Here is a 26,615-nt window from a genome sequence, read left to right on the forward strand (position 1 = left end):
GGGATGGGAAAGTTAAAAATTGTACTGCTGCGGTTTCAGATCAGGCCTGGGCGCTCATGATTTTCTCCACGCCGGTGACGATCTCACGGATGCGGAAGGCGAGGCCGTCGGTCTTGCAGACGGATTTGATGCGCGGATCTGCGAGGCTGGCGCGCAGGAGGGTGGCGAGCTGGCCGTAGCCGTAGAGGCCGGAGTCGTTCATCTCCACACAGACGACGTGCTTGAACTTCTTGAAGAGGCCGTCCAGTCCGTCCGGCATGGGGTGCAGGTGACGCAGGTGCATGGCACCCACCTTGTGCCCTTCGGCGCGCATGCGGTCCACACTCTCCTTGATGGGGCCGTAGGTGCTTCCCCAGCCAATGACGAGGACGTCCCCTTCTTGATCGCCATGGATCTCGGGTAGCGGCAGTTCTTTGGCAAGCTGCACCAGCTTGTTGCGGCGCTTGGCGGTCATGAGCGTGTGCATCTTCGGGCTGCCGCTGGGGTGGCCCATTTCGTCGTGCTCCAGACCGGTGGAGATAGGGTACTTGCCGCCAGCCATCTTGGCACCCGGAGGGGCATGGCGGGTGATGGCGTCCAGCGGATAGGGCTTGAAGTCGGCAGGGCGCGTGGAGAGATCCAGCTCCGGCTCCACCCAGTGTTTGTCGAGATCGGGCTCTTCGAAAGCCTCGATGCGGCTGCTCAGGGCCTGATCGCTCAGGATTATGACCGGGCAGGAGAATTTCTTGGCGAGCTTGCCAGCCTCGAGAGCGATGTAGAAGCAGTCTTCGACGTCCTTCGGAGCGAGCACGATGCGCGGGCTGTCGCCGTGGCTGCCGTAGATGGCCTGCATGAGGTCAGACTGCTCCACGCTGGTGGGCAGGCCTGTGGAAGGGCCGCCGCGCTGCACGTTCACCACGATAAGGGGAATTTCCGCCATGCTGGCGTAGCCGAGCGCTTCCATCTTCAGGCTCAGGCCCGGGCCTGCACTGCCGGTGATGGCGAGGTGCCCTGCAAATGCGGCACCGATGGTCATGGCCACAGCGGCCAGTTCGTCCTCGGCCTGCACGTAGATGCCGCCATATTTCGGAAGTTCAGCACGCAGCGTTTCCATGATCGAAGACCAAGGAGTGATCGGATATGCGGAGCCGTAGCGCACACCAGCGGCGATGAGGCCCAGGGTGAGCATCTGGTTGCCGTCTGCGCTGATGCGGTGGCCGCCGGGAGCTTCGCCAGGCACAAACGCGAATTTCTCCACGTCGCCCACCTGGTAGGCAAAGCCGGCGTCAAAGGCCAGCAGCGCATTGCGCAGCACGCTTTCATCCTTCTTGCCAAACTGGCGGCTGACGATGCCCACCAGCTTTTCCTTGTCCAGATTGAAGACGGCGCACACCATGCCAAGCACAAACATGTTCTTGCCGCGGTCGCGGGTGGATCCGCCCACCGCCTCCACAGTCGCGGAGGTGAAGGGCACGCCGATGTGGATGATGCCACGCTCGTTTTTGATGTCCTCGGGCGTCATGTCTGCCGTGTCGTAGAAGCAGATGCCGCCATCACGCAGAGCGCCGATGTGGTTCTGGTAGCTGTGCTTGTAAAAGGCCACGAGCACGTCCGCCTCATCCCCTTCATGCAGCACTTCGCCAGAACCCAGATGCACCTGGAAAATCGAAGGCCCGCCCGAAATCGTGGACGGAATGGTCATGTATGTCATCACTTCCTGCGCCGTGCGGCCTGCGAGACGTGCGAGGAACCCGCCGATGGACTGAATGCCGTCCTGAGAATTGCCCGCGAGGCGGATGACGGCGTTGCGCAGGGACGTGGGAGACGACGACGAAGGAGCTGAAGCTGTGGACATGGTTGGAGTACGGGCATGGTGGTGCCCGTGGGTTGGTAACTGACGAAAACGCGATTCTAGGGAAACTTTTGCACTCGTCCATGCTGGAGAATGGCTTTTTTTTGGCTGTCAGGGGGGCGAGGACGACGCATTCTGGCAGCTGTGGCAAAGGCTGTTGTCTTAAAATCAGCTTCCACATTCACCGCGCAGGCATGTCACTATGAATCCGCGCCGCGCAAAACTCCAAACACGCCTCAAACCTCTGGCGGAACCATCGGTCGCAGTCATCCATGGGCAGGAAATGAAGTTGCTGCGCCCCGCTCCTGAAATTTTTTTCGGCAAATGAGCCGTTGACTGGCAACGAGTGGTGTTGTCGTCACCATGCCTCCACCGTCAAACCTTCCTCAGCATGACCAGTTTCTCCGCCTCTATGCGGAGCACGAGGTGGCATTGCATACATTCGTCCGGTCCTTGCTGCCCACGAGGCAGGAGGCTTCGGAGGTCATGCAGGAGGTCATCGTGGCACTTTGGCAGGGCTTCGCCTCGGCGGAGGAGTTCCGGCCCTGGGCCTTTGGCGTAGCGCGAAACATGGCACGGATGCACCTGCGGCGCCGGGTGCGTGACCGCCATGTGTTTGATGACGAACTGGTGAGCCGCCTGGCGGACCTGGCCGTAGAGCAGGAGCCGCAGCATCTTTCGGAGCGCGAAGCACTGGAGCGCTGCCTGCAAAAGCTCCCCGTCTCACAAAAAGATCTCGTGCTCACCGCCTACACGAAAGGCACCCGCATCGACGATCTTGCCACCCGGCGCGGCCAGACGCCGATGGCGCTCTACAAACTGCTCCACCGCATCCGGCATGCCTTGCTTGATTGTGTGGAGCGCACTCTTGGAACGGAAGAACCCATATGAAAACGGACTGGCACGATCTCATCCAGCGCCACATCTCCGGACTCACCACGGAGGAGGAAGACAGGATTCTGGAAGCTGCCCTCAAGCAGGATGATGCCGTGGCGCGGTTGTATCTGCGCTACATGAACCTGGACGTGGCCCTGGAAGCTCATGCAGTCTCCTTGGAGGCCGTGAATGAACTGCTGACCTCTTCAGATACATCCGCGCCAGTCCGTGAGAAGCGCTGGTTTTCACGGCGTCCGCTCCTGGCTGCTGCGGCGGCGGGACTTGTATTCGTATTCTTCGTGGCGAACTTGTGGCATGAGGCAAAGGGGCCTGCTCCTCTGGTGGTTGAGAGTGGTTCGACGACGCTCGACTTCGCTCATGGCGCCAGAGTTACCGTTCACGGGCCCGCACGCGTCCAGCGTCTGGGGCCTGCGGAAATGCGGCTCCTCAGCGGACGTCTCACGGTCGCCGTCCCGCCCGAGGGGCGAGGGTTTGCAGTCGAGACATGCGCGGGTCGCGTGGTGGACCTTGGCACGCGATTTGGCGTTCTGGCGGCCGGGGCTGAAAGTGTCGAGGTGCATGTGTTTGAGGGCCGCGTGGAAGTGACGCCCCCGGAGCAACCCGCCGTCCTGCTGGTTGCTGGCGAAGCCTTGGTGCTCGATGCTGAGCGCGGGGTGGTGGGCCGACTGCCGGCGGACGAGTCGAAGATCCGCGAGGGCACCTCCCAGCCCGATGACGGGCATTTGGATAATCCCTTCGTGGGGGCGAATTTTTATCGAAACGTGGAATACACTGCCGCGGTGAATGCGGCAGCGGACGGCCAGACGGCCCCTCTGGCACAGCAGATGCGCCGCGTGGCTGAGTTTCCCACCTTTGTGTGGCTTGACAGCATTGCTGCAGTGCAAGGTGCCGGCTCCTATGGGCGCGGCCTGGCGGGGCATTTGGATGAAGCGCTTGCCCAGAACGCAAACGCCATTGGCATTGTGATTTACGACATGCCGAACCGCGATGGTTCGGCACTCGCATCGAATGGTGAACTGCTCATCGCGCAGAATGGCTTTCAAAGGTACAAGGCCGAATACATCGACGCGATTTTCAAAATCCTGAACCAGCCGAAGTATGCCGCGCTGCGTGTCGTGATGGTGATCGAACCGGATTCACTGCCAAATCTGATCACAAACCTCAAGTTCCCCCGCGTTGCCGAGGCGCAGCGCACCGGCGTCTATGTCGAGGGCGTACAATATGCCATCGGCACCCTTCGATCTCTTGGAAACACCTACGCCTATATTGATGTGGCCCACGCTGGCTGGCTGGGCTGGCCGCACAACCTGAAGCCCTTCGCCGAACTGTTGAAGCGGGTGGGGAAAGGCATCCCCGGCGGCAACAGCAAGGTGGACGGACTCATCAGCAACACGGCAAACTACAACGTCTTCGCCGAACCCTACATGAGGCCAGATCAAAAAATCAAAGGGCGGGAGGTGCGCTCGCTGCGAGGCTGGTATGACTGGAACGATCACATTGAGGAGCAAAGCTACGCCAATGCGTTGCGCGACGAATTGATCAAGGGAGCCGATGCTTATCCGGCCACCCTCGGTCTGCTGCTTGACACATCGCGCAACGGTTGGGGCGGCCCGAACCGGCCCGCAGGCCCAAGTTCCTCGACCGATCTCCGCACCTTCGTTCGAGAGAGCACGCTCGACAAACGCACCCATAAAGGCAACTGGGGCAACCAAAGCGGCGCAGGCATCGGAGCACGTCCGATGGCAAATCCAGCGCCTAACTATGACGCATTCGTCTGGGTGAAGCCTCCGGGATACTCCGACGGTTCCAGCAAACTCATCCCAAAAGGCCCTGAAAACCCGGATGGCAAGGGCTTCGACCGAATGTGCGATCCCTCCTACAAAGGCAACGATTTGAACGGACATACCCGAACCAATGCCCTCCCGGACGCACCCGCCGCCGGGCGCTGGTTCCAGGCGCAGTTCGAGGAACTGGTGCGGAATGCTTATCCACCATTCGCGCCTTGAAGAGCCGAACCCAGCGCCTGCCTCTGCCTGTATCGAATCATCGAAGCCTCTAAATTTCCCAACTCGAATCCATGAAACTTAACGCCATTCGCGCTGCGCTCCTCTGCACGCTTTGCAGTTCAAGCCTCGCCGCAGACAAGCCCAACATCCTGCTCATCTACTCCGATGACCACGGCTGGGCCGATCTGGGTGCGCAAGGAGCGGACAAGGACATCCGCACACCGAATCTCGACCAGCTTACGCGCGAAGGGGTGCTCTTTAAACGCGGCTACGTAACTGCACCGCAATGCGCCCCCTCCCGCGGAGGCGTCCTCACAGGTCGCTACCAGCAGCGGTTCGGATTGGAGGATAACCGCAGGGGCTTGCTGCCTCTTTCCGAATTGACCATTGCCGAACGGCTCAAGCCCGCGGGCTATGTCTCTGGCATGGCCGGCAAGTGGGGCCTGGACATAAGCAAAGGCCAGGGCAATGCACCGCTCCTGCACAAGGAGCTCATGCCGCACGCGCAGGGCTTCGATGAATACTGGCGCGGGGAGCGCACCCAATACTATGCCTCGCACGACTTGAAGGGCCGGCCGTTTGCTGACGCCCCGCACCTCGTCAAGGACGACCGGTTTCGTGTGGAGGTGCAGACGGAGGCCGCGCTCGGGTTCCTTGATCGCCGCGCCAGGCAGCCAAAGCAGCCTTGGTTTTTCTACCTCGCCTGGTTTGCACCTCACGTGCCGCTGGAATCTCCAGAGCCTTGGTTCTCACAGACACCTGCAAACCTGCCTCTGCCACGACGGCAGGCGCTGGCCATGATCGCCGCGATGGATGAAGGTCTTGGCCGCATTCGCTCAAAGCTCAGGGAGATGGGAGCGGAGAAAGACACCCTCATCTTCTTCATCAGCGACAACGGAGCGCCTCTCGGCGAGGGGTGGGATGGCTCCGTCAACCTTCCGATGCGCGGGCAGAAGGGCATGCTGAGCGAGGGTGGCATTCGCACGCCGTTCGTTGCAGCATGGCCCGGCAAATGGCCCGCAGGCACGATCTACGACCAGCCCGTCATCAGCCTCGACGTCGCAGCCACGGCCGTCGCTCTCGCAGGCCTGCCACACGACAATCTCGATGGCGTGAACTTGATGCCGTTCCTCACCGGGCAGAACAAGGCGGCGCCTCATGAGGCGATCTACTGGCGCTGGTTGTCCCAGGCGGCCATCCAGGAGCATCCCTGGAAGCTCATTCAGCTCGGCGAACACGAGCGCATGCTCTTCGACATCACCACACCGGAGGGCGAGGACTTGAGTCGCAACCTGATCAAAGAAAAGCCGGAGGTCGCCGCGCGCTTGCAGACCAGGCTGGCCTCGTGGGCTGCCACGCTCCAGCCGCCAGGCTTCAACGACGAACTGGCCGCTCATCACAAAGCGTCTTTCGCCGAGTACGGTATGATTACAAAGCTGGAAACGCAGCCAGTCGCCGTGGACAACACAGGCACTCCGCAGTCCTGGCTTGGCACAGTTGCGAAAGTGGACGCGGGGGCCAGACAGGTCGTAGTGATGGCCGGGCGCGAACTGACATTCACCATCACCGACAGCACCAAGATCCGCCAGCAAGGCAAGCCCCTGAAAATCTCCGACATTAAAGACGGCGCCAGCGTGACCGTGGAGTCCGTGTCGGACGGCGGCAGGCTCACCGCCAGGAGCATCATCCTGCGGAAGGACAAGTAGCAACCGGCCGCACGCACCTCTTTGCCATGAACAGCTCCCCTTTGTCTTTCGTCGTTTACATCGCGGTCTGCCTTGTCAGCTCGGCTTTCCTGTGGCGCAAATTCCAAAAAGCGTCGTCCAGCCAGCGGCGCAAAATGGCATTCGCAGTCCTCGGAGCCTTGGGTGTCGTCTTGCTGGCGATCCTGCTTCATGCCTTGCGTTAAGGCGCAGGAACATCATCACCGGAAAAAACTCATCTTCGAAAACTTGAAAGTCATGCGCTTTCCCCTCACATGGGCTCTGACCAATGCGATTGCCGCGCTGGCGCTATCGGCGACTGCCATATCGCAGACACCGGTGCATCTGGACAACCCCTTCGTCGGCGCGACGTTTTATCGAAACGTGGACTACACGAGCTTGGTGAATGCATCCGCCGATGTTCATGGGGGCGCGCTGGGTCAGCAAATGCGACGGGTTGCAGGTTATCCCACCTTCCTCTGGCTGGACAGCATCGCCGCGGTGAATGGCACTGGGTCCTATCCTCGCGGCCTGGCCGGCCACCTGGATCAAGCGCTGATCCAGGGCGCGAATGCGGTCGGCATCGTCATCTACGACCTGCCCAATCGCGACGGCGCAGCACTGGCTTCGAATGGCGAACTGCTCATCGCACAAAATGGACTCCTTCGCTATAAGACCGAATACATCGACGCCATTTACAACATCATCAGCCAGCCCAAATACAGCGGTCTGCGCATTGTGATGGTCATCGAGCCCGACTCGCTGCCAAACTTGATCACCAACCTGAGCTTCCCGAAGGTCGCGGAGGCCAGTTCGACGGGTGCCTATGTTCAGGGCATCCAATATGCCGTTGGCACGTTGCGCTCACTGCCCAATACCTATGCGTATATCGATGTGGCCCATGCGGGATGGCTCGGTTGGTCGAACAACTTCAATCCTTTTGTCACCCTTTTGAAACAGGTCGGCGCGGGGATTCCGGGTGGCATCAGCAAGGTGGACGGCTTTATCAGCAACACAGCGAACTACAACGTTTTTGCGGAGCCGTATATGACCGCGAGCCAGATGATCGGCGGAAAACCCGTGCGGTCTGTGGCGGTGTGGTATGACTGGAATGATTTCATCGACGAACAGCACTATGCGACAGCACTGCGCGCAGCGTTGATCAGCGGAACGGATGCTTATCCGGCCACCATCGGCCTGTTGCTGGACACATCGCGCAATGGCTGGGGCGGAACGAGCCGTCCGGCCGGGCCCTCCACATCCACCACGTTGAGCACTTTTGTCCGCGCGACCACGCTCGACAAACGGATCCACAAAGGAAACTGGGGCAACCAGAGCGGCGCCGGGATCGGCGCAAGGCCCATGGTGAATCCCGCGCCAGGCTACGATGCTTTCGTCTGGGTGAAACCACCGGGTGAATCGGACGGCTCCAGCTCGTTGATTCCCACCGGCCCCGACAACCCCGACGGCAAGGGCTTTGACCGCATGTGCGACCCCACCTACCAGGGCAACTCGCTCAATGGCTATCAAATGACCGGCGCCCTGCCGAACGCACCTGTCTCGGGGCGCTGGTTCGACTCCCAGTTCGTGGAACTGGTGCAGAATGCCTATCCATCTTTTTCTTCCAGCGTGGCCGTGGCATTTTCAGTCACAAGCTCCTGGGCGACGGGCTACAACGGTGAAATCACCGTGACCAACAACGGCGACACATCGGTAAACGGATGGACGCTGGAGTTCGACTTCGCCGGCACGATTACGAATCTTTGGAATGGGACCATCACAAGTCACACCGGCACCCATTACATCGTTCAGAACGCCGGTTACAATGCCGCCATCTCGGTGGGTGCCAGCGTGGCTGTCGGCTTCAGCGCCGACCCGGCCGATCAAGCGCAGCCGCCAACCAACTACATCTTCAATGGCGTGGCGGTGGGCGGCAGCACATCCAACCCCGTCATCACCACCAGCGCATTGCCCGGCTGCATCGTTGGCAGCCCGTATTCGCAGGCGCTCGCCGTCACGGGCGGCGCGGGACCTTATGCATGGTCATTGAGCGCGGGCGCCATGCCGGCTGGAATCACTCTCAGCACCTCCGGGGTGCTCTCCGGTTCACCGACCTCGACGGGCACCGCAAACTTTACGGTAGTGGCTACGGACAGCTCCTCGCCTGCAAAAACGGCATCGAAAACGTTCTCCATTGTGGTCAGCACACCGCCAGCGATTTCGATCAGTGACGTGACGGTGGTGCGCTCCGCAGTCTCCGCGGGCACCGGATTTCTCTCCACAAACGGGAGTCAGATTGTGGATGCAGCGGGCAGCACAGTGCGCATCACCGGGATCAACTGGTTCGGGTTCGAGACGACGAACATGGTCCTCCACGGCCTCTGGGCGCGGAGCTACAAATCCGCCCTGGATCAAATCAAAACTCTTGGCTTCAACACGCTGCGCCTCCCGTACTCCAATGCGATGCTGCGCGCAGGGGCCGCCACGAACAGCATCAACTTTGCCCTTAATCCCGAGCTGCAGGGTCTTGCCCCCCTGCAATGCCTCGACAAGGTGATCGAGTATTGCGGACAGATAGGTCTGCGGGTGTTCCTGGACCGCCATTCTTCCGCCGCAGACGGTTATTTGAATGAAGACCTCTGGTTCATCAGCGGTGATGCTTATTACACCGAGCAACGATGGACTGATGACTGGGTGATGCTTGCCAGTCGCTATGCAGGCAACACCACGGTGATCGGCGCTGATCTTTCCAACGAACCCAAGCGCACCGCCACCTGGGGAAACAGCTCTCCCGCGACGGATTGGAACAAGGCCGCCGAACGCTGTGGCAACGCGATTCTCGCGGCCAATCCAAACTGGCTCATCATCATCGAGGGCGTCGAACAGTTCGGCGGACAGTCCTATTGGTGGGGCGGGAATTTAAAGGGAGTAGCCACCCTGCCTGTGACTTTGAATACCCAGCACAAGCTGGTCTATTCCATCCACGACTACCCCTCGAGCGTCGCCGCCCAGAGCTGGTTTAGCGCAGCAAACTATCCGCAGAACCTCGGCGGCGTATGGGACGGCTACTGGGGCTATGTTTTCAGAAACAACCTCGCACCTGTGATCGTCGGCGAGTTTGGCAGCAAGCTCCAGACCTTGAGCGACCAGCAATGGATGGACAAGCTCACCGATTACATGGATGGAGACTTCGACCTCAACGGCAGCAACGACCTCGAGGCAGGAAAAAGGGGCATCAGCTGGACTTTTTGGTGCTTCAATCCAAACAGCAGCGACACCGGCGGCATCGTGGCCGATGACTGGACGACTGTCGACCAGAACAAGCTTGCCAGCATCCAGCCCAGCATGGGCCCGCTGCTCGGAGCAAACGGTTCCGCTTCGACCGTAACATTCACCGTCGCATTATCCTTCCCTGCCACTCAATCGGTGAGCATTTCCTGGTCCACCCAAAACGACACAGCGCTGGCCGGCACTGACTTCACTGGAGCCAGCGGCGCCTTGACCTTCGACGCCGGTGAAACGAGCAAGACCATCACCATATCCCTGCTGCCTGACACGACGACCGCTGACATCCGCTTGTTCCGGCTCATTCTGAGCGCTCCTGTCAACGCCGCTTTGGCAGATCCCAGCGCCCTCGCGGCCATCACGCCCGGCACAGCATGGCATGCCTGGCTCGCCTCACGTTTCTCCACCAGCACCTTGGCAGATCTGTCGATCAGCGGCGATTTGGCTGACCCAGACGGTGATGGGGTGGTGAACTTGATGGAATTCGCCACGGCCAAAAATCCCGTTCTTAGCGACGCCATGCCAGCGACTCCATCCAGAAACAGCGGAGGGCTGGACTTTACTTACACCAGAAACAAGGCGGCGACGGATATCACTTATGCCGTCGAGTGGAGCGATGATCTCAACCCGCAGAGTTGGAGCACCAACGGCACCAGCGCGCCCCTGGTGGTCAGCGACGATGGCCTGACCCAGCAAATAAAGGTCACCGTGCCTGCGGCCGCAGATGTGGCCCAACGTTTCGTGCGCCTGCGCGTGTCAAGGCATTGAGCTGACGCACATCCCATCATCGAGCAGCCGCTGCAGCCCTTTGAAAAGTGGGTTGGAACTTCGCCTGCATGCCCGCCGCCAGCTGGCCCGGCCCTCCCCCTCCCCTCCCCCTGGCGATCAAACACCTTGCTTATCTCCTCTATCGGTGGAAGTATGACACCCCTCAAATTCTGAGGGCACGTTTCGTTTTAGTTTTATGAGTACCCACACCTTCCCAGAACTGGGAATCGCCCCCGAGCTTCTTGAAGCCGTCAAATCCCTCGGCTTTGAGCAGCCCTCACCCATCCAGGCGGAAGCCATTCCCGTGGCAATCACCGGACGTGACGTCGTGGGCCAGAGCCAGACCGGTTCCGGCAAGACGATGGCCTTCGGCATCCCCGTGGTGCAGGGGGTGGACGGCTCCCAGCGCCATGTGCAGGCCCTCATTCTCTGCCCCACCCGCGAGCTGGCCATGCAGGTCTGCGCAGAGATCCACAAACTGGCCTCCTTCAAGGAAGGCGTGCGCGCCACGCCGGTTTACGGCGGCGCTTCCTACGACCGCCAGATCCGTGCGCTACAGAGCGGCTCCCAGATCGTCGTCGGCACCCCGGGCCGTATTCTGGACTTCATGGAGCGCGGTTTGATCAAGCTCGACGGCCTGAAGGCGCTCGTCTTTGACGAAGCCGACGAGATGCTGGACATGGGCTTCAGCGACGACATCGACCGCCTGATGGCCGCCGTGCCCGAGGAGCGCCAGACGATCTTCTTCTCCGCCACCTTTGAGCCTCGCATCCGCCGCCTGGTGGAAAACTACACGCGCAATGCCGCCACGATCACCATTCAGCAGAAGGCGCTGACCACCCCGACCATCGAGCAGCGCTACTACGAAGTGCAGGGCCGTTCCAAGCTGGAGGTCCTCTGCCGTGTCATCGACATCGAGTCCCCTCGCCTGACCATCGTTTTCGCCAACACCAAGCGTGCCGTGGATGACGCCACCGACGCCCTCGTGGCCCGTGGCTACGCCGCCGACCGCCTGCATGGGGACATCAACCAGACCATGCGCGAGCGCGTGATGCGGAACTTCCGCAGCGGCAACGTGGAAGTCCTGGTCGCCACCGACGTGGCCGCCCGTGGACTGGACGTGAACGACATCGATCTCATCGTCAATCTGGAGCTGCCCTACGATGCCGAAGACTACGTGCACCGCATCGGCCGCACGGGCCGCGCCGGACGGAGTGGCAAGGCCGTCAGCCTCGTGGCCGGCCGTGAAATTTACCTCATGCAGCGCATCCAGCGCTTCATCAATGTGCGCGTGGAGCGCGCCAAGGTGCCGTCTCAGGAGGAGCTGGAAGCCACCCGCGTGGACCAGACCTTTGAGAAGGTGAAAGCAGTGCTGGAAGGCGCCAGCTACACCAATCACGAGCACAGCATTCAGCGCCTGCTGGACATTGGCTTCTCCCCCACGGAGATCGCCAGCGCCCTCATGGACCTGCTCATGAAGGATCAGGGTCGCGAGTCCGAGCAGATCGTTGAAGATCGGGCCGGCAAAAAGCCCGATTTCAAGCAACGCCCGCAGGCCGCTGCCCCCGCGCCGAGGCCGGCGCCCGCACCGGCGCCGCAGGCCGCCCCCGCTGCTGTCCCCTCCGAAGTCGCCACCGAAGCTCCAGCGCCAGCCGCTGAGAGTACTGGAGCCACCTCCGCAGCTGCTGCCGTTTCTGTCGAAGGCACCTCTCCGGTGGAAAACACCGCTGCTGCTGCAGTTCCAGCCGCAGAAAGCGCCCCTGAGGAAGACGGAGGCCCTACCAATCATCAGGCAGCAGCCCCAGTCTCGGCCCCTGCCCCGCGTCCCGCTCCAGCCAGATTCGACAACGAGTACGAATCTGACGAAGAAGATGACCGTCCTCTGCCCAAAAAGCAGACAAGCTGGGTGCAGAAAGGCCCGCGCTCCGGCATGGTGCGCCTCTTCATCAACGTCGGCGGCATGGACAACGTGCGCCCGCAGGACATCGCCGGCATGCTTTACAATACCATTCAGGATCTGACCCCCGGCAGCATTGGCGCCATCGATGTGCTGGAGAAATGCAGCTTCGTCGAAGTTCCTGGGGACAACGTGGAGGCCGTTCTCGAAGGCGTGCGCGGTGCTCAAATCCGTGGCCGAGACATCCGCATGGACCACGCGGATCGCCCGGACAACATCAGCGGCGTGCGGCCCAAGCGCTTCGGCGGCGGTGGCGGATTTCCCAAGAAACCCGGCTTCGGCGGCGGCTTCAACAAGGGCGGCTTTGGCGGCGGCGGTGGCTACAACAAAGGTGGCCACGGCGGCGGCGGTGGTGGTGGATTCAAAGGCTTTGGCGGTCAGGGAGGCGGCTTCAAGAAGCCCGGCTTCGGCGGTGGCTTCAAGAAAGGCGGCTTCGGCAGCAAACCCTGGCAGCAGCGTGAAGGCGAAGGCCCCAGCCCCGGTTACGGTGGCGGCGATGACGGCCCGCGGCGCGAGGATGCCGGTGGCGGCGGCTTCGGCGGCCCGCCCAAGCGCCCCTTCGGTGGTGGCGGCAATCGTTTCGGCGGTGGCGGCGGCTTCAAGAAGAAATGGTAACGGTCAAAGGTCGCAGGTGATCTCCCTGGGAAAAAATGCAGCTGCCTGATGACAGGCAGCACCATTTTCCAAACCGTGCCCCTTGATCAAGCCTCATCCCGCTTTTGCTTTTCGATCCATTCCCGCGACACCGTGGGCTTGAAATCAAACTTGGGCATGTGACGGTCCACCACGGCAAACAAGGAACTCGCCAGCGCGACCACCACTTCGGTATTGCCCTGATCCTTGAAGTACCCCACGGACATGTTGTAGGCGGCGACTTTCTCCTTCATCACCTTGAGGGCCTCATCGCGTCTGCGCGTCGCCTTGCCACGGATGTCCGCGCCCTCCTTGCGAATCATCACCGCCAGCCCGGGATTCGGTCCGGAGAGCGGGCTGCCCACCGTCTCCTCATGCGTGGCCAGTTCATCCTTGGCGCCCGCCAGACGCTCGGCCAATGCCAGGGCGTCCTCGGCATCGATCAGTTCCTGCTCCTTTTGAAAAAGATCTTTGAAGATGAAAACCAGAGCATCGACAGCTTTCCTGGACGCTCCTTCCTGGGTTTTGGAAAAGGAGTCGAGCCGCTTCACTGTTTCCACCGCTTCCCGCATCCCTGGCTGCTGTGCCATGCGTATCGGTTTCAGACAAAGAACGATCGTGGGTGAGAGCAGAGGATCTTCAGCCGGCTGTGCTGCCCAGTCTGGCCGTGCCATCCCCAGCAAAAAAAGTAATAAGAGGCATGCTTTCATCGACGTCCCGCTCAGTAAGCCCTTTTATCATTAACTGTAACACGCAAACATCAAGCATGATCCGGTGGTGGTGGCACGGTGCTGCCACCGCTGTCATCAGAACGCCACAAATTGGAGGAAGCTGTACCAAGAAATCATTGGCGGCATGCTCCATGCGCACTTAAATCTCAGCAGGATCGCCTCCGCGGCTGTCTCACATATAAAATCATGCCAAACTCCACCGCACTCCGGGACGCTCTGACTCAGTCACCGAACAACCTGTCGTTGCTCCTGCTCTACGGTCGTGCTTGCCTCGAAGAACTCCATCTGGATGAGGCGCGCGAGGTCTTCACCCGGGCTCTGGATCTCGACCCGGATCAGACGGACGCCATGCTTGGCATCGCCAAGGTCTTGTTCATGGAAGGAAACACTTCCGGTGCTGCTGTACGCGCTGAACGCGTCATCTTTCTGGAGCCTACCAATGCCCAGGCGCACCTGCTGCTGAGCCGCGTTTACCTCAGCGAGGGAGACCGCGCCAAGGCCATCGAACACTTTGACCGCGCCGCCCAGATCGACGGCACAATGAGCGATCCCGCCTTGGAACGCGAGCTGGGCCGCACCGCTCGCGATGCCCGCAAAACCGCCCCTGCCCCGGCACCCGAACCTTCCAGCCAGGAGGCTCCCATGTCCGGCGGTGGCGATCAGGATGAATTCTTCGAAGACCCCTTTGATGACCCGCCCTTTGAATGGCGCCCCGAGACCTTCTACGCCCCCGGCGACCCCGAACGTGGCAATGTGACCTTCGCAGATGTTGGCGGAATGGAGGAGCTGAAGGAGGAGATCCGCCTCAAGATCACCTACCCGCTGCAGTTCCCCGATCTCTACAAGGCTTACGGCCGTAAAACCGGTGGCGGCATCCTGATCTACGGCCCGCCAGGCTGTGGCAAGACGCTGATCCTCCGCGCCGTCGCGGGAGAAGTCCCGTGCAACTACCTCTCCGTGGGCCTGCACGAGATCTTTGACCCCTACTTCGGCAGCACGGAACGCAACCTTCATCAAATCTTCGAAACCGCGCGCGCCAATGCGCCCTGCGTCCTTGTGTTTGATGACATCGACTCCCTGGCCATGGACCGCCGGCAGGTGCGCGAGAGCCAGATGCGCAATCTGGTGAACCAGTTTCTGCATGAGATGGACGGCATCCGCAGCGAGAACCAGCGCATCCTTGTCATTGGCGCCACAAACCAGCCCTGGGCGCTTGATCCAGCCTTCCGCCGCCCCGGTCGTTTTGACCAGGCCATCTTCGTTGCCCCGCCGGACGCTCCTGCCCGTGCCCAGATCATCGAGCTGCTGGCCAAGGATAAACCCATTGCGGAATTCGACACCAAGGAGCTGATCGAAGCCACCAACGGCTTCTCCGGTGCCGACCTCAAATGGGTCTTTGACCGTGCCGCCGAACTCGCCCTGTCTGCGGCCATTCACACAGGTCAGCCCGTGCCGATCACGCTGGAACTTCTGCTCGCGGTGGCCAAGGCGCACACGCCGAGTACCCAGGAGTGGTTTGAAGGCGTGCGCACCCACGCGCAGACCCACGAAGGCCCCGACAGCATCTTCAACGACATGCGCAAGTTCCTCAACGCGCCGTCGAACACGAAGAAGGAGCGCTAGAAAAGTAGTCCAGAGCTTTAGCTCGCTCCGGGAAGCGCGTCGTCAGCAGCCAAGGTTCCAAAGATCAAGTCGTTGCCGAAGCGCCGGTTTTTTTGGAGTGCGGTCGCGCAGATGCACGGCGCAAGCCTGCATCGGAGCTACCGCTTTCGAGCGGCCTCTGCTTGGCGCAGACTCAAAGAACCGACGCATGCCATGCACGGTGTTGTGCACAGATGGGACACGCCGCCTCCGAAAAACTCAGCCTGCGCAAGCGCCGGCTCCGCTCATTCTTCACTCCGCGACCGCCCACCAAACATGCTGCGGTGCATCCGCAAGCCGGCATGACTTGCGGATGCTGTGAGGAGCGACGTTTTCCGGAGCGAGCTAAAGCTCGCGAGTACTTTCTTTTACCGCGTCAGAGCGCCATCAACAATCCTCATCGCGCCTCGTGGATTCGCGTCCTTTAGGAGTTCAGGCAGCGCTTCTTCCGGGAAGCCCTGGTAGCACACAGGCCTCACGAAGCGGTAGATGCTTCCAGAGCCGATGCTGGTGAAGAAGCTATGGCTGGCGGCTGGGTACGGACCGCCGTGGTGCATGGAGGGGCAGACCTCAATGCCGGTGGGGAATCCATTGAAGATGATGCGGCCCACCTTGCGCTCCAGCACACGCACGAGCGGGGCGAAGTCGCGCAGATCCTGCTCAGTTCCGTGCAGGGTGGCGGTGAGCTGTCCTTCGAGGCTGTTTGCGTAGCGCAGCATGTCGTCGAGCCCGGCACATTGGGTGATGATGGAGCACGGACCGAAGACCTCGCGACGAAGTTCTTCATTGGACTCCAGCACATCGATCGAAGTGGTGAAGATGCGGCAGGCGGCCTGGGAAGCTTTTTCACTCGGCGCGGTTTCCGACTGCCCGGCAAGCTGAAGCCCCTTGACGGTCTGCCACACGGCGGTGCCGGCATCGTAAGCTTCGCAGATGCCGCGATGCAGCATCGTCTGCGGCGCCACTTTGCCCGCGAGGGCGGCGGCATTGCTGATGAACTGGTTCAAGCCATCGCTCTTCAGGCCGAGGACGACGGCTGGATTGGTGCAGAACTGCCCAACCCCCATCGTCACCGAACCAATGTAGGCTTCCGCGATTTTCGAGGCACGCTCTTTCAGAGCACCTGGCAGCACGAAGACCGGATTCACGGAACCCATTTCCGCATAGACGGGAATCGGGTGAGGGCGGGCCGCAGCCACGTCCATGAGGGCACGGCCGCCTCGGAGCGAACCAGTGAAAGCCACCGCCTGTGTAAGCGGGTGCTTGGTCAGCGTGGTGCCGATGTCATTGCACTTGCCATGCAGAAGGGAGAAACATCCCGCAGGCAGACCCACTTTGTGCAGAGCATTCAGCACCGCGCGCGTCAGCATCTCGCAGGTGCCGGGGTGCGCGGGGTGCCCCTTGACCACGACCGGGCAGCCCGCCGCAAGTGCACAGACCGTGTCCGTGCCGATGACACCGATGGCGAAGGGGAAATTGCTGGCACCAAAGACGACGACAGGGCCTATCGGCATCATCACACGGCGCACATCCGGCTTTGGCAACGGCTGGCGGTCCGGGATGGCGTGGTCCACGCAGGGAGTGGCCCACGAGCCTTCACGGATCAGCGCGGCAAAAAGCTTGAGCTGGCCGATCGCACGACCGCGCTCTCCCGTGAGGCGGGCCATGGGCAGGGCGCACTCCGCATGTGCACGCTCCAGCAGCGCATCTCCCAAGGCGGTGATTTCATCCGCGATGGTGTCGAGCAAGGTCGCACGAGTCTCTGGTGTGGCGAAACGCAGGGCGTCAAAGGCGCCATCCGCCGCCTGCATGGCTTCATCAGCCTCGGCATGGGTGGCATCTCCAAACGCAGGCTCCAGCTGGGCGCTGGTGGTGGGATTATAGGCGTAAAACAGATGGCCGTGAGGAGCCGCTTCGCGGCCTGCGATGAAGTGATGTCCAGTGAGTGTCATGGTTGGTGAGTCTCTAAAAGAGAAATGCGGTTTCGTCCAGCATTCGTGCGTGGGCAAGGCGAGGCCCGCCCAAACCAGCCAGTCTCCCACTCCTCAATTCTTAAAGTTGTTAGCTTTTACGAGTTGATCACGAACACCTAGCACTGCCAAGGAAATGAAGCATGAAAATCACCATCGCCCGAGCCATGGCCAGCCTGTCCAAGCATCGCCCCATCTTCCATTCGGAGGCCGACTTTCAGCATGCGCTTGCCTGGGAGCTGCGGCACATCGACTCCAGCCTCGATATTCGCCTTGAGGTTCCGCTTCCTCTCAATTCAGAGCGGCGCTATGTGGATCTGATCGTCCGGTCAGGTGAGCGTGTCGTCTATCTCGAATTGAAATACAAAACACGTGAGGCGCGCCACCATTACAAGGGAGAGCTTTTTGAACTCAAAAATCAGGGAGCCACTGATCAGGGAGCCTACGACATCCTCAAGGATCTGTGCCGGATTGAAAACTTTGTAGGCAAGACGCCGAATTCAGAAGGCTTTGTGATCGTAGTCAGCAATGATTCTCGCTACTGGGCGCAACCTCCGTCCCGTTCCAAGCCGAGCATCGATGAGCAATTTAAGCTGACAGATAACCGCCTCTTTCAAGGCACGCTCAGGTGGCACCCGAGTGCAGGCCAGGGAAGCATCAAGGGACGGGAGCAGCCAATCCAGCTGCGCCAAAGTTACACCGCCCATTGGAGCGACTACACCCAGGAGCCGGAGAGTTTTCGCTCGCTCTGCTTTCATGTGGATGGTTTGGATCATGCCGGTGCTGACGCGGAAATGCTGAAGGAGCCATCCCAAGACACCATCATAGCCAAGCGAGACGTACGGAGACTTTTAGCACCCGATCTGGAGCCACCGGAAGCGCCACAAAAGCAGGTGGGCACTCCACCGGACGCACGCCCCTCAAATTGGCAGTTGGTGTTGGAAACGCTGATGAAACTCGATGGACCTGCGAGCCTGGAACACATTCGGGATCGATTCGCAGTTGACCATCCCGGCCGGAATCCGTGTAATGTGCGGCATGAACTGGTCCTGATGGCTGTAAACCACCCGAAGCGCATCCATTACGGACAGGCCCGGAAGCCCCGTTTGACCACATCAAATCACCCTGTGGACAGGTTGTTCCGCCTGCCGGATGGAAGGTTTGAAATCTATTCCCCAGACAAACACGGCATCTGGGAAATTTACCAAGATTCCTCCGGCAAATCGGCCGTCAGACAGGCCGAAGTTTGAACGTTTGCTTCCCTCACTTCGGCAGCGCATCAATCGCCGCAGCCGTCATGCGCTTCATGAGCACATCTTCCTCCGGAGGCAAAGGCACGCGCGGTGGCGCGGGGTATCCGGTGGGAGACTGGGAGTAGTTCACGTTCTCCCCGGAGAGTTTGGAGTCCGCCCGCCACACCGTCCTGCCAGTGGCCGTGTCCAGCAGGGTGTAGCTGGCGCCGAGACTGCGGCTCGCGGATTCGGAGCGATGGTAGGCGACAACGGTGGTGAGCGTGTTGGGATAGACGTTCGTTGACCTGCTTCTGCTGCCGCTGTTCGAGAGCGATCTGCTGCTGCGAGTGGACACCCACTGCTTGCTGGCCTTTCCCACCGAGTTCTCCAAAAGGTCAATCCACAGCAGGTAATCCACACCTTCAGCTCGCGTCCTCCTCATGAAGTCCGGGGTGGGCTTGTGGCCGAGCGTGAGCGGGATGCCGAGGTTGACCTTGGTGGCAGGCGGCCCGGCGACGGACCAGGTGGCCTCCGCCGTCATGGCGTAGGAATGTTTGAAGCGATGCCGCAGCGCCTTCCCCGCATCGCATACAATCAGTGCCTCCGCCGTCTGTCCCGGGTAGGTCATGACATCCCTGGCGGCGAAACCTCCCACCGCAACCGTCCTGCCTTTCAGGGCATGCGAGCCGAGACTGCTGGTGACGGCCACGCTCGGGCGTGAAGCACAGCCCGCGGCGAGCATGACGGCGAATACCAGCGGGATACTAAGCGCATTCATGGAAGGTCGGCAGATTGAAGCTGCATCCGACGCAATGTGAAATGCTTTATTCATTAAGAAATAATGAGCCTATAAGAGCAAGAGGAGCGCGTGGATTTCGTTTCAGCCAGCAACCAACCGGTTTACACCCATGAAACAGCTCATTTCCCTCCCGACGATGCAGGCATTGTTAGTACTGATGACCGCCGTGAGTGCATTGTCCGTGTCGAGCTGCGTCCCCTACGAAGAGCGTGACCCGGACGCGCCCCCTCCACACTATACCCAGGCGGAGAGGAGCATCCTTGGGCAGCGCTGCGTGGGAACGTTTACGAATAACGGTCGCACGCGGTGATGAAGAGAGGATGCTCCTGATTTCATTTCCGCCGCTGGCGACCAGTCGTCCCGGGCTCATGCACCACCGGGAGAAGACTGGCGTTTGCGGAGTGCCGCGGAATAAATTCCGCGCTCCTTCACCCCACCGGATTCACCAGCGTGCCGATGCCTTCGATGGTGATGCTCATGACATCCCCGCTTTGAAGTGTGAACTCATCGCCAGGGACGATGCCGGTGCCCGTCATGAGGAAGGTGCCAGTGGGAAAGGTGTTGTCGCGGAAAAGGAAGCCGGCGAGTTCCGTGGGCGTGCGCTTGAGCTGGGAGACGGTGGTTTCTCCTTCAAAGGCCGCGGCTCCGGCGCGGTCGATCTGCAGATGAATGCGCGTCGTCGGCGCGGGCGCTTCGTTTTGAATGAGAATGGCAGGGCCGAGCGCGGCGCAGAGCTTGAAGCACTTCGCCTGCGGCAGATAGAGCGGGTTCTCTCCCTCGATGTCGCGGCAGGAGAGGTCGTTGCCAACCGTGTAGCCGATGATCTCGCCACGGCTGTTGATGCAGAGGGTGAGCTCTGGCTCGGGCACCATCCACTTTGAGTCGCTGCGGAGATGCATGGGCTGGCCGGGGTGCGCGACGCGCTGCGGAGTGGCCTTGAAGAAAATCTCGGGGCGCTCAGCCGCATACACGCGGTCGTAGAAGCTGCCGCCGCCGGCGTCCTTGCTCTCCTCCATGCGGGCGGTGCGGCTGCGGAAATACGTGACGCCCGCGGCCCACACTTCCTGGGAAACGATGGGGGCCAGGATGGTGTCCGGTGCCGGCGCAGCCACGGGTGCCGAGCTGGCGGCAATCTGCGCAAGATAGGCGGACAGGCCCACGATTTCGAGCAGTGCGTCCCAGTTGGATTCAGGCACGGCGTGCCATGAGTTCGCGGTCTGAATGTAGCTGCCAGTGGTGGTGCGGTAGAGAAGCATGGGAACGCAAACTAGAGGCGGCATTCAGCGTGTGCAACCGGCCTCAGCGCTGATTCTTGCAGAGGGCTTCGTCCAGGCCGTGCAGGCAGTTCACCCACTGAATGTTTTCATCGGGAAGGCTGGCGCGGTAGCCGTCTGACGCCCGCCCGCCCACGATGAAGCGCACGGAAGGGGGCAGCAGTTCGCGCATGCGGCGGAGTTTTTCCACAATGACCGGACAGTTTTCAGGGTACACCACACTCAGCGCCACCGCTTTGGCGTGCCGGGCGAGGGCGCATGCTGCGATCTCCTCCACCGGCAAATTCGGGCCGAGATAAGTTACGTACCATCCGAGGTCGCGCGCCGAAGCGGCCACAATCAAGGCTCCCAGCTCGTGAAATTCCCCCGCCGGTGTGGCGACGACGAGTTCAGGGGCATGCGCCGGAAGCTGGCTGCCGGGCACCGGAGTCAAAAGCAGCTCACGGATTACCGCCGTGGCAATGTGCTCGTGTCCGGCGCGCAGTTCTCCGTGCTGCCAGTTGCTGCCAATCTGGACGATGAGGGGGCACAGCACCTGATGAAGCATGCCGCGCTGGCCAAACTGCAGCCGGGCCTGCAGCAGCGCACGGCGCAGACCCTCAGAGTCGTAGCGCTTGGCGGCGGCGATGGCGGCTTCTACGTAGTGGCCGGGATCCGACGGCTGAGGCTGCGTCACGAAATCGTCCGCTGGCACAGGTGTTGCGGGATCTGCCGGAATGGCAGGCACCGGCCGCGCCACCGGCACCGTGCCTTGGGCGAGCTGCTCCAGCTCCTCCGTGCTCAGCCGCGCCACCCCGCCGATGCGATGCCCGTTCTCCGTGAGGATCTTCAGCAGCTTCAGGCGCTTCACGGCCTCGTCACAGTACATGCGCCGGTTGGTGCAGGTGCGGCTGGGGCTCAGCGCGCTGTAGCGCCGCTCCCAGATGCGGATCACATGCTGGCTGAGACCGCTGAGCTTGCTGGCGAGCTGGATAGGACAGGGCATGAATGGAGTGAACGAATGAGGGAACAGGAACGTGCAGCAAAGTCGAATGGGTACTTGGCACTTGAGGCCGGCGCTGAAACGTTTACGCATTCCAGCCGCATCTGGCTACCACGTTGTCACACTTTCCGCCACAGCCATGCTGAACTACATTTGGGCCACCCTTCTTTTCATCGGACTTTTGGTTGCGGGCCTGGTGGGACGCATTTCGGGAGACGCCAGTGTCATCGATGCCGCGATGAAGGGCGCGGAAAAGGCGGTCATGGGCATCGCTCTGCCGCTGGCTGGCATGATGATGTTCTGGCTCGGGGTTCTGCGCCTGCTGGAAAAGGCCGGCGTGCTGGAGGCCGTGGTGCGCCTGCTCTCTCCCCTGCTCCGCCGATTGTTTCCAGATGTCCCCACAGGCCACACGGCCATGAGCGCCATGGTGATGAACCTCTCCGCCAACATGCTGGGCCTCTCCAACAACGCCACGCCGCTGGGCCTGAAGGCCATGGGCCACCTGCAGGAGCTGAATCCGCACAAGCAGAGCGCCAGCAATGCGATGATCACCTTTCTCGCGCTAAACACTGGCGCCTTCACGCTCATCCCGATGACGGCCATGAATTTCCTCAATGCCGCCGGCGTGAGCCACAGCTTCCGTGTGATCGTTCCCACCATTCTCGCCACCGCCTGCGCGTCCGCGGCGGCGGTGATCGCGGCCAAGACCTTTCAGCGCCTGCCAGGTTTTGCCGCGCAGCCAGATGAACTCGCCGCCGAAGAGGCCCAGGCCGCTTCCGTCAGAACTGCGGGCATCTCCCCGCTGGCCAGGTTCTGGCTCATGCTGCTGGGCCTCCTGTTCATCAGCGTTTCTGCGCTCGAGCTCGGCCCGCCTCACTGGCGCAAAACCATCCTCGATCAAACCGGCCTCTCGACAGTGCTGGCGCAGTCCGCACAAAGGAAAGCGGAGGCCGAAAAGACCCTCGCACTGAAAAAAGAAGAAGCAAAAGCTGCAGCCTCGACCCAGGAGAAGGCCGAGCCACCGGTATGGCGGCGGGTGATGGATGGCGCTTCCGGCCTTGCCATTCCCGCCATCCTCATCCTCGCGGTAGGTGTGGCCTGGGCGCGCGGTGTGAAGGTGTATGAAGAATTTGTGGATGGTGCCAAGGAAGGCTTTCAGGTGGCGGTGCGCATCATGCCCTACCTCGTAGCCATGCTGGCCGTGCTGGCTATCCTGCGCGAATCCGGGGCCTTTCAGTTGCTGGAGTATGCACTCGCGCCAGTGCTGAATGCCCTCGGCTTTCCGGTGGAGCTTCTCTCGCTTGCCCTCATGCGCCCACTCAGCGGCTCCGGCGCGCAGGGCATCCTCAATGAAATCCTCACCCGGCCTGACCTGAGCGAGATGGTGAAATTCACCGCCGGCATTCTCTACGGCAGCACCGAGACCACTTTCTACGTGCTCACCGTCTATTTCGGCAGCGTCGGCATTCGCCGCTTTCGCCATGCGCTCGTGGCGGGGCTCACGGCAGACTTCGTCGGCATGGTGGCTGCCGTGTTCTTCGGACGGCTGCTGTTTGCGTTTGTGTGACGAATGAGGCATCGTCCCAATTGCCCCCTCCCCAGCTGACTTGCTGATCGATTGGCATGCATGCTGCGTATCTTCAGGCCCCCTTTTGCCACTCTTCCATGAAAATTCTCTCCGCGCTGCTCCTGCTCGCCGCCGCAATTCATGCTGCTGATCTCATCGAGCACGCGCGCGCCCATGCAGATGGCAAAGCCGCATTCACCTTTGATGCAAGCGCCTGGAGCGATGCCGAGGCCGCTCGCCACCTTCCCATCGGCGTGTTTGACTCCGGCATCGGCGGACTCACCGTGCTGGAGGCGCTGCTCACACTCGACGCCTTCAACAATACCACCCTGCAGCCCGGCGCGGATGGAGTTCCCGATTTTGCCGAGGAGCGCTTCATCTACTTCGGCGACCAGGCCAACATGCCCTACGGCAACTATTCCGCCGTGAACCGCACCGACTACCTGCGCGAACTCATCGTGAAGGACGCGGTCTTCCTGCTGGGCCGCCGCGTCTGGCCCGCTCAAGGAACCTCACCCAGGTATGACAAGCCCCCGGTGAAGGCCATCGTCATCGCCTGCAATACCGCCACCGCTTACGGCCTCGAAGACATTCGCAAAGCCGTCGCCGCATGGAAGCTTCCGGTCATCGTCATCGGCGTGGTGGAAGCCGGAGCGCGCGGCGTTCTGGAATCCAAAACCACCGGCGGCATCGGCATCCTCGCCACCGTGGGGACTTGCTCCAGCAAAGTCTATCCCCGCACCATCACCAGCACGCTCGGTCGCGCTGGGAAGAGCGTGCCCGTCATCGCGCAGCAGGGCAGCCCCACCCTCGCGGGCGCCATCGAGGGAGACACCGCCTTTCCTGACTCGGTGGCCGCTTACGCGCTCAAAGAAGCCCGTGCTCTGACCGAAGCCTATCGCGATTCCAAACCCACCTCTCCGTTGCAGACCATCGTGCTCGGCTGCACTCACTATCCGCTCGCCAGGGATGAAATCGACACCGCCTTTGGCGAACTGCGCAAGGAAGATGCATTTCGCGATCTCATCGCCGAGCAGCGCACCTTTGTGAACCCCGCCGAAGCCACCGCCCGCGAACTCTTCCGGGAACTCGCTCAGGCAAGACTGCGGCTGAAGTCCGGCGAAGTCTGCGTCCTCGAGCAGCACCAGTTCTACCTCTCCGTGCCCCGCGTGGAGGAAGTCGGCATCCAGCTCTCCGGCGATGGCAGCCTCGACAAAGACTACAAGTATTCCCGCAGCCCCGGCCAGCTCGACTTCGAGGACACGAAGAATGTTCCCATGTCTCCCGCATTGATCCCCACCAACAGCGCCAAACTGGTGCGCGAAAGACTGCCCGCCGTGTGGCGCAGTCTAAGCCGGTAGGGTGTCCTGGAGATTGGTAGTTCGACAGACACTCCTGTCTGTCGATCAGCGCTCACGCAGGCTGACACAGCCTTCGAAAAATCTCCGGCTTTCGCTATGCAGACGATTTGAGGCAACGCGTGGATGCAGTCTGTTTGCCGCACGCTGACCGACGGGCTGGAGTGCCTGTCGTACTTCTCATATGCGGCACGAATACCATCATCGCTCGAAGAACGATCCCTCGCCGCGATCCGCCACCTTCAGGTAACGGAAGTAAACCTCGAGCTGCAGGGTGCACAGGCACTGCCTGTAAATCGCATCCGCTGCATCGCCCGCAGGCCAGTTCGGCCGTCCGCGTTTGAAGGAGCCATCTGGCAGCTGCGCTCCCAGCACCTGCGGCAGGAACTGGGAGTTGTAAAACCGCCAGTCATCTCCGCCCGCCTGGAAGAAAGCCTGCGTGTAATAGTACCAGCAGTAGAGATTGCAGTTGCGCTCCCAGTCCAGCGGCTCGTCCGCCAGAAACTCCCGCAGAAATCGGATTCCCTTTTTCACCGCAGTCGCCTTGTTGCGCGCCAGCGTCTGCAAACCCAGCACCCCGCAGCCCGTGAGACTCCATTGGTTGTAGTGTGAATCGCGATTCGTCACGCCGAAGCCGCCATCCTTCGTCTGCTTCGATTCCAGATAAGTGCAGCACCGCTTGATCGCCTCATCCAGTCCCGCGATTTTCAAACCCGAATGCTTCGCCGCCTTCAGCGCCTGAAACTGCCAGCCCGTCACGGACAAATCCTCGCCACCGCTCTCCTTGTTATACGCAGACGGCATCCCCGCATCCTTGCCACCATAAGTCCACGCCCCCTTCTTGTTTTGCTCCGCAATGATGGTTTGCACGCCTTTTTCAAACGCATCCCGCAGCCCGGGCAGACTGCTGTTTCCCATGCGATAAAACGAATACATTTCCCCCAGCGCATACGTCGCGATGCCATGCTCATACGTCGCTGAGTTCGACATCGGCTGCTCCGCCACAATACCCTGCGGATTCTTCCGCGACAGTTCCACCAGATACAGCATGCCATTGCGTACGTTGTCGCCATAGAAAGGTGAGTCCGGAGTTTCGCAGCGCCCCAGATAGCACAGCAGCGTCAGCCCCGTCATCGCCGCCTTGTTGTTCCGCCCCCACGAGCCATCCGCATTCTGCTGTGTCTTCAGCCACGCGAGAGACTGGCTCACCGCCGACTCGCACTCCGGCGTGCCACCATTCTGCCGTAGTTTTTCCAGACGATTCTGCACCGAGCAGCGCCCCAAAAACGTGCTGGGCAGATTCATGACCACAGCCGGAAGCCCGGTCCCCCTCATTCCTCCCCCCAGCGATTCAGTTCCCAACTTGCCCCCTCCGTCCGCCAGTCCATTCCCGGCCTCTGGCAAAGGCACGTCTCCTGCATCTGTCATGATAGGAACACCACCGCCGCCAATCGCTGCAAGGCGTGTCTGCGGCTGTTTCTTCGCCATTGAAGTTTGCCGCTTGGTGCTCACGCGATGCTCCAGGGCTTGCGAAGCTTCCACACCGGCCTGCGTTTGCCCCGCAGGAATAAAATCGATCTCCTTCTTCGTCATCTGCGTTCCCACCAAAATCACCCCCGCCAGCAGCAACATCCCCACATGCACGGCAATGCTCAGCATGAGCGACCCTCCGCCCATCTGCCGCCAGATTCGCACCAACGGAGAAGACCGCTTCGCACCTCGCGCAGGCGCACTCGATGACGGCGAAGCATCCTCCACCTGCACCGCTTGCAAGACAGGCTCGGCCACCGCTGGCGGCTGAAACCTCTCCCATCCGGGTGGAACTTGATACACGGGAGGCTGATGAGGATCGTTCGGGTTCATGACAGCGTGATGTTCACACCGCATGACGCCGCACTTAAATTTCTCTTGGGATCAACTTATCGTCAGGGGGCTGAAGTACGACAGACACTCCAGTCTGTCGGTCAGCGCCACCGCCATT

Annotated in this window: 19 protein-coding genes; 11 read left to right on the forward strand and 8 right to left on the reverse strand. The window is 61.1% G+C overall.

Annotated elements, in window-relative coordinates; all coding sequences use genetic code 11:
• Positions 1-40: 40 nt before the first annotated feature.
• On the reverse strand, positions 41-1,834 hold the full coding sequence (locus ACILSO_RS07170) for a 2-oxoacid:acceptor oxidoreductase subunit alpha (RefSeq protein WP_395736696.1): 1,794 nt from the start codon (positions 1,832-1,834) through the stop codon (positions 41-43).
• Positions 1,835-2,194: 360 nt separating this feature from the next.
• Between ACILSO_RS07170 and ACILSO_RS07175 the strand changes: the two genes are divergently transcribed.
• The 6 genes from ACILSO_RS07175 to ACILSO_RS07200 all read left to right on the forward strand — a co-directional run bounded on the left by ACILSO_RS07175 (position 2,195) and on the right by ACILSO_RS07200 (position 13,062).
• Positions 2,195-2,722 carry a sigma-70 family RNA polymerase sigma factor gene (locus tag ACILSO_RS07175; RefSeq protein ID WP_395736697.1) on the forward strand — a complete coding sequence of 176 codons (528 nt, stop codon included), beginning with the start codon at positions 2,195-2,197 and terminating at the stop codon, positions 2,720-2,722.
• Complete coding sequence (locus ACILSO_RS07180; protein WP_395736698.1) at positions 2,719-4,734, forward strand: glycoside hydrolase family 6 protein; 2,016 nt, start codon at positions 2,719-2,721, stop codon at positions 4,732-4,734. The genes ACILSO_RS07175 and ACILSO_RS07180 overlap by 4 nt, the downstream gene beginning before the upstream one ends.
• A gap of 71 nt (positions 4,735-4,805) precedes the next feature.
• A complete protein-coding gene (locus ACILSO_RS07185; RefSeq protein ID WP_395736699.1) occupies positions 4,806-6,440 on the forward strand; it encodes a sulfatase-like hydrolase/transferase in 1,635 nt (544 codons plus the stop codon).
• Positions 6,441-6,466: 26 nt separating this feature from the next.
• Positions 6,467-6,643: a hypothetical protein gene (locus tag ACILSO_RS07190; RefSeq protein ID WP_395736700.1), complete on the forward strand. Its 177-nt coding sequence runs from the start codon at positions 6,467-6,469 to the stop codon at positions 6,641-6,643.
• Positions 6,644-6,695: 52 nt separating this feature from the next.
• Positions 6,696-10,490: a glycoside hydrolase family 6 protein gene (locus ACILSO_RS07195; RefSeq protein WP_395736701.1), complete on the forward strand. Its 3,795-nt coding sequence runs from the start codon at positions 6,696-6,698 to the stop codon at positions 10,488-10,490.
• 196 nt (positions 10,491-10,686) lie between these two features.
• Positions 10,687-13,062: a DEAD/DEAH box helicase gene (locus ACILSO_RS07200; RefSeq protein WP_395736702.1), complete on the forward strand. Its 2,376-nt coding sequence runs from the start codon at positions 10,687-10,689 to the stop codon at positions 13,060-13,062.
• 86 nt (positions 13,063-13,148) lie between these two features.
• On the opposite strand, the gene ACILSO_RS07205 is transcribed toward ACILSO_RS07200, so the two are convergent.
• Positions 13,149-13,670 carry a hypothetical protein gene (locus ACILSO_RS07205; protein WP_395736703.1) on the reverse strand — a complete coding sequence of 174 codons (522 nt, stop codon included), beginning with the start codon at positions 13,668-13,670 and terminating at the stop codon, positions 13,149-13,151.
• Positions 13,671-13,719: 49 nt separating this feature from the next.
• Positions 13,720-13,944: a hypothetical protein gene (locus tag ACILSO_RS07210; protein WP_395736704.1), complete on the reverse strand. Its 225-nt coding sequence runs from the start codon at positions 13,942-13,944 to the stop codon at positions 13,720-13,722.
• 53 nt (positions 13,945-13,997) lie between these two features.
• Here ACILSO_RS07210 and ACILSO_RS07215 point away from each other — a divergent pair, with 53 nt between their 5' ends.
• Positions 13,998-15,434 (forward strand): AAA family ATPase, encoded by a 1,437-nt coding sequence (locus ACILSO_RS07215; RefSeq protein ID WP_395736705.1) that lies wholly within the window; start codon positions 13,998-14,000, stop codon positions 15,432-15,434.
• A 386-nt stretch (positions 15,435-15,820) separates the two neighbouring features.
• Here ACILSO_RS07215 and ACILSO_RS07220 read toward each other — a convergent pair whose 3' ends face one another.
• Positions 15,821-17,404 carry an aldehyde dehydrogenase (NADP(+)) gene (locus ACILSO_RS07220; RefSeq protein ID WP_395736706.1) on the reverse strand — a complete coding sequence of 528 codons (1,584 nt, stop codon included), beginning with the start codon at positions 17,402-17,404 and terminating at the stop codon, positions 15,821-15,823.
• Between the two features lie 161 nt (positions 17,405-17,565).
• On the opposite strand from ACILSO_RS07220, the gene ACILSO_RS07225 reads away from it, so the two are divergent.
• The gene (locus tag ACILSO_RS07225) at positions 17,566-18,672 is read left to right on the forward strand and encodes a hypothetical protein (protein WP_395736707.1); all 1,107 of its coding nucleotides are present in this window, start codon (positions 17,566-17,568) and stop codon (positions 18,670-18,672) included.
• Positions 18,673-18,685: 13 nt separating this feature from the next.
• Here the strand turns inward: ACILSO_RS07225 and ACILSO_RS07230 are convergent, their stop codons facing one another.
• The 3 genes from ACILSO_RS07230 to ACILSO_RS07240 form a co-directional block, all read right to left on the reverse strand.
• Complete coding sequence (locus ACILSO_RS07230; RefSeq protein ID WP_395736708.1) at positions 18,686-19,432, reverse strand: hypothetical protein; 747 nt, start codon at positions 19,430-19,432, stop codon at positions 18,686-18,688.
• Positions 19,433-19,881: 449 nt separating this feature from the next.
• Positions 19,882-20,709, reverse strand: a complete 828-nt coding sequence (locus ACILSO_RS07235; RefSeq protein WP_395736709.1) for a fumarylacetoacetate hydrolase family protein — start codon at positions 20,707-20,709, stop codon at positions 19,882-19,884.
• A gap of 43 nt (positions 20,710-20,752) precedes the next feature.
• The gene (locus ACILSO_RS07240; protein ID WP_395736710.1) at positions 20,753-21,712 is read right to left on the reverse strand and encodes a cobalamin-dependent protein; all 960 of its coding nucleotides are present in this window, start codon (positions 21,710-21,712) and stop codon (positions 20,753-20,755) included.
• Positions 21,713-21,848: 136 nt separating this feature from the next.
• Here ACILSO_RS07240 and ACILSO_RS07245 point away from each other — a divergent pair, with 136 nt between their 5' ends.
• Together ACILSO_RS07245 and ACILSO_RS07250 are read left to right on the forward strand one after the other, a co-directional pair.
• Positions 21,849-23,276: a nucleoside recognition domain-containing protein gene (locus ACILSO_RS07245; protein WP_395736711.1), complete on the forward strand. Its 1,428-nt coding sequence runs from the start codon at positions 21,849-21,851 to the stop codon at positions 23,274-23,276.
• A gap of 98 nt (positions 23,277-23,374) precedes the next feature.
• Entirely contained in the window at positions 23,375-24,637 is a 1,263-nt protein-coding gene (locus ACILSO_RS07250) for a glutamate racemase (RefSeq protein WP_395736712.1), read from the forward strand.
• 198 nt (positions 24,638-24,835) lie between these two features.
• Here ACILSO_RS07250 and ACILSO_RS07255 read toward each other — a convergent pair whose 3' ends face one another.
• On the reverse strand, positions 24,836-26,293 hold the full coding sequence (locus ACILSO_RS07255) for a prenyltransferase/squalene oxidase repeat-containing protein (RefSeq protein ID WP_395736713.1): 1,458 nt from the start codon (positions 26,291-26,293) through the stop codon (positions 24,836-24,838).
• Here ACILSO_RS07255 and ACILSO_RS07260 point away from each other — a divergent pair.
• Positions 26,292-26,435 (forward strand): hypothetical protein, encoded by a 144-nt coding sequence (locus tag ACILSO_RS07260; RefSeq protein ID WP_395736714.1) that lies wholly within the window; start codon positions 26,292-26,294, stop codon positions 26,433-26,435. The genes ACILSO_RS07255 and ACILSO_RS07260 overlap by 2 nt on opposite strands.
• The last annotated feature ends 180 nt before the right edge of the window (positions 26,436-26,615 follow it).

Source organism: Prosthecobacter sp. (assembly GCF_044226605.1).
Lineage (GTDB): Bacteria > Verrucomicrobiota > Verrucomicrobiia > Verrucomicrobiales > Verrucomicrobiaceae > Prosthecobacter.